At 67.6% G+C, this 3,203-nt stretch carries 3 protein-coding genes; 1 reads left to right on the top strand and 2 read right to left on the bottom strand.

Annotation, left to right across the window (positions count from 1 at the left end; genetic code table 11):
* Positions 1 to 195: 195 nt before the first annotated feature.
* Entirely contained in the window at positions 196 to 1,227 is a 1,032-nt protein-coding gene (locus VFL64_RS15210) for a sensor domain-containing diguanylate cyclase (RefSeq protein ID WP_489541227.1), read from the bottom strand.
* Between the two features lie 301 nt (positions 1,228 to 1,528).
* On the opposite strand from VFL64_RS15210, the gene VFL64_RS15205 reads away from it, so the two are divergent.
* A complete protein-coding gene (locus tag VFL64_RS15205) occupies positions 1,529 to 2,749 on the top strand; it encodes an MFS transporter (protein WP_489541226.1) in 1,221 nt (406 codons plus the stop codon).
* On the opposite strand, the gene VFL64_RS15200 is transcribed toward VFL64_RS15205, so the two are convergent.
* The coding region (locus VFL64_RS15200) for a protein kinase domain-containing protein (protein ID WP_489541225.1) at positions 2,746 to 3,203 on the bottom strand (458 nt) is incomplete at its 5' end. The genes VFL64_RS15205 and VFL64_RS15200 overlap by 4 nt on opposite strands.

Genomic DNA, 3,203 nt, shown 5'->3' with positions numbered 1-3,203 from the left:
GGTGCTGAAACCAGGCAACCGCCTGTCGATCACGCCGGTGACGCCCGCTGAATGGAAGGCGGTGTTGAAGCAACTCGGCGGATAGCCCAGCGGTGAACAGCGAGGGCGGGCCGAGCGCCGGGCCGCTCCCAAGCCGGCCCGCGATCCCCTCGGGGGATCGGCCGGTGTATTCACCGGCCGAGGGGCGGTAATTCCTCAGGCTTCGAAGCGGATGCTGGCCAGCGTGACGTGGTTGCCACCGCGCTTCTGAGCCTGCGCCAGCGCGGTATCGGCGGCTTGCAGCAGATCTTCTTGCGTGTGCGCTGTATGCGGGAAGCTGGCCACTCCCATGGACACCGTGAAACCCATGTCCTGCCCGTTGAGCATGACGATCTGGGTGGCGCACTGCCGGCGCAAACCTTCCATCCGGGCATGCGCCGTGGCCAAGCCCACCCCGGAAAGCAGCACCGCAAAGCGGTCTTCGCTGAGACGGCATGAGGCGTCCATGGCCCGGGTGCCGCTGCGCAGCAGCCGACCCAGGGCCTCGAGCACGCGGGTGCGCGCTTCGGCGCCAGAAGCGCGTGCGGTGTCGCTGAGCGGGTCGAGCGCCACCGAGACGAGGGCGAACTCGCGGTGTTCGCGCGAAGACAGGTCGACTTCGCGCCGCAGCTGGTCGTCGAAGTGCCCACGCTGGTACAGGCCGGTGACGCTGTCGCGCAGGCCCTGGTCCTGCATCTCGCGGCGCAGGCTTTCGTTGGCCTGTTGCTGTTCTTCGAGCTGCTTGAGCGCCAGCGCCAGCTGGGCCTCGCCGTGGCGTTGCGCGGTGGTGTCGAGCCACACGCTGCACAGGTAGCGCGGCGCGCCGCCCTCGGCGGGCGGCAGCGGCAAGCGGGTGACTGTGAACTCGCGGCGCACGCCACCCTGCTCGATGCGGTGCTCGCTGACCTGCGGCACGGTCTGCACCATCGCCGACTGGTCGGCGGCGCGCAGCGCGGCGCAGGCTTCGGCGTCTACCCAGTCTTCGTCACTCAGGCCTTCGACCGGCCGGCCGACCAGCGCGGCCATGCGCGGGTTCGCATGCACGTAGCGGCCTGTAGACGCGTCCTTGATGGCCAGCATGGCGTCGACCCGGTCGAGCAGGGTCAGCGCCACCACCCCCCACGCCTCGGGTGCAAAGCCGAAGGCACGCGCCAGGGCGTGCGATTGTTCGGCACGTGCAGCCAGGGCCTGCTGGATGGTTTCCGTCATTCGTGTCTCGTGTTTGCCTGCAGGCTGTGATCGACGGCGCGAGCGTCCACGCCCACCCCATTAATGCACCGGGGACTCGGCCTGCAAACCCCTAGGTTGATCATAGCGGCCCGGTTTTGCCCGGCAGACTGCCCACCCGATGTGCGGGGCGTGCAGATTTCGCACAAAAGGCGTGCCCCAACCCGCCTGGGCGCACAGCGGCGTGCCGTCTCCGCACCTTCATTTGGCATGAGATTCGCTTTCAGCACGGCAAAACAAAAGCACGCCCGCATACAGGGCGCAACCCACCCTGAGGATCACCGTGACTGGATTCAAGAGCTTCCTGAAGACGGGGCATGCCCCCACTTTGTTCGCCGCCTTTCTCTACTTCTGCTTCTCCTGCTGCATCTGGGTATTGAACGGCGCCATGGCGCCATTTATCAGCGAGACCTTCCAGCTCTCGCCCGCGCAAAAGGGCCTGATGCTGTCCATTCCCATCATTGCGGGCGCGCTGATGCGCTTCCCGCTCGGCGTGCTGGCGCAGTACATCGGCCGCAAGAACGCCACCCTGGTCGAGATGGGCCTGATCGCCGTGGCCATGTTGTTCGGCTTCTTCTTCGTGAAGAGCTTCAACGACCTGCTGGCCATGGGCGTGCTGCTGGGCATCGCCGGGGCCAGCTTCGGCGTGGCGCTGTCGCTCGGCTCGGGTTCGTTCCCGGCGCGCCACAAGGGCTTGGCGATGGGCCTGGTGGGCGCCGGCAACATCGGCACGGCGCTGTCGGTGCTGGTGGCTCCGCCGCTGGCGCAGGCCTTCGGCTGGCAGACGGTCTATGGCTTCGCCGCGGCCGCCATCGCCCTGCCCATGCTGGTGATGATCGTGTTCGCCCAGGAGCCGCCTGATCTCGACCAGCACGCCAGCTTCCGGCAGCACGTGGCCTGCCTGTTCGAGAAAGACGGCTGGGCCTTCAGCCTGATCTACGGCATCACCTTCGGCGGCTTCATCGGTCTGACCACCTTTCTGCCCACCTACTACTTCGACCAGTTCCACGTGAGCAAGGTCGAGGCAGGCCAACTGACGATGCTGGCCGCTTTCATGGGCGCCACGGTGCGCGTGTTCGGCGGCTGGATCTCCGACCGCTGGGGCGGCATCAACACGCTCACCACGGTGCTGGTGACGGTGATGGTGTCGCTGCTGGCCTGCGGGCTGGCTGACAACTCGCTGGCGCTGTCGACGCTGCTGTTCATGGTGTGCTTCGCGGCGCTCGGTGCCGGCAACGGTGCGCTGTTCCAGCTGGTGCCGCTGCGCTGGCCTCTGAGCACCGCGGTGGCGGGTTCGATGATCGGCGAGATCGGCGCGCTGGGCGGGGGCCTGGTGCCCAACGCCATGGGCCTCTCGAAGCAGTACACGGGCAGCTACCTGTGGGGCTTCGCGGTGTTCGCCGGGCTGACGCTGATCGTGTTGCTGATGATGCGCAAGATGCAGCTGCGCTGGACGCGCACCTGGGCCGAGAAAGGTGGGCGTGCCCGCGTTGTTCCGGCCTAACGTGGCAGGAACAGCAGCCAGTACACCAGCAAGAGGTTGAACAGCAGCGACACCCCGAGCGCGACCTTCCACAGCAGGCTCGGGTCGCGCACCAGCAACGGGGTGGCGGGCTGTGCCGAGAGCGGGCGCGAAGCGCCGCGCTGGATCGCGAGCTCCAGCTCTTCCGCCGTCTCGAAGCGCTGCTTCTTGTCGTAGGCCACGGCCTTGAGCACGATGTGGTCGAGCCAGATGGGCACGTCCGGCCGCAGGCGCGACGGCGGGCGCGGCGGGCGGCGGTAGCGCGCCGTCTGGTAGGGCTCGATGTCGCCGAACGGCAGGTGGCCGGTGAGCAGCTGGTAGAAGGTGACGCCCAGCGCAAACAAGTCGGTCTGCGCGTCCACCGGCTCGTCGTCCCACAGCTCGGGGTTCATGTAGCTGGGCGTTCCGGCATGCAGGCTGCGCTGCTCCACCGGCT

The organism is Rhizobacter sp., assembly GCF_035702065.1.
In the GTDB taxonomy this organism is placed as follows: Bacteria; Pseudomonadota; Gammaproteobacteria; order Burkholderiales; family Burkholderiaceae_C; genus Rhizobacter.
The sequence above is the reverse complement of the archived record's forward strand: the minus strand, read 5'-3'. Positions and strand labels throughout refer to the sequence as shown.

Coding starts and splice junctions, on each gene's coding strand:
- VFL64_RS15210 (WP_489541227.1), bottom strand. CDS start 1,227: ATGACGGAAACCATCCAGCAGGCCCTGGCTGCACGTGCCGAACAATCG.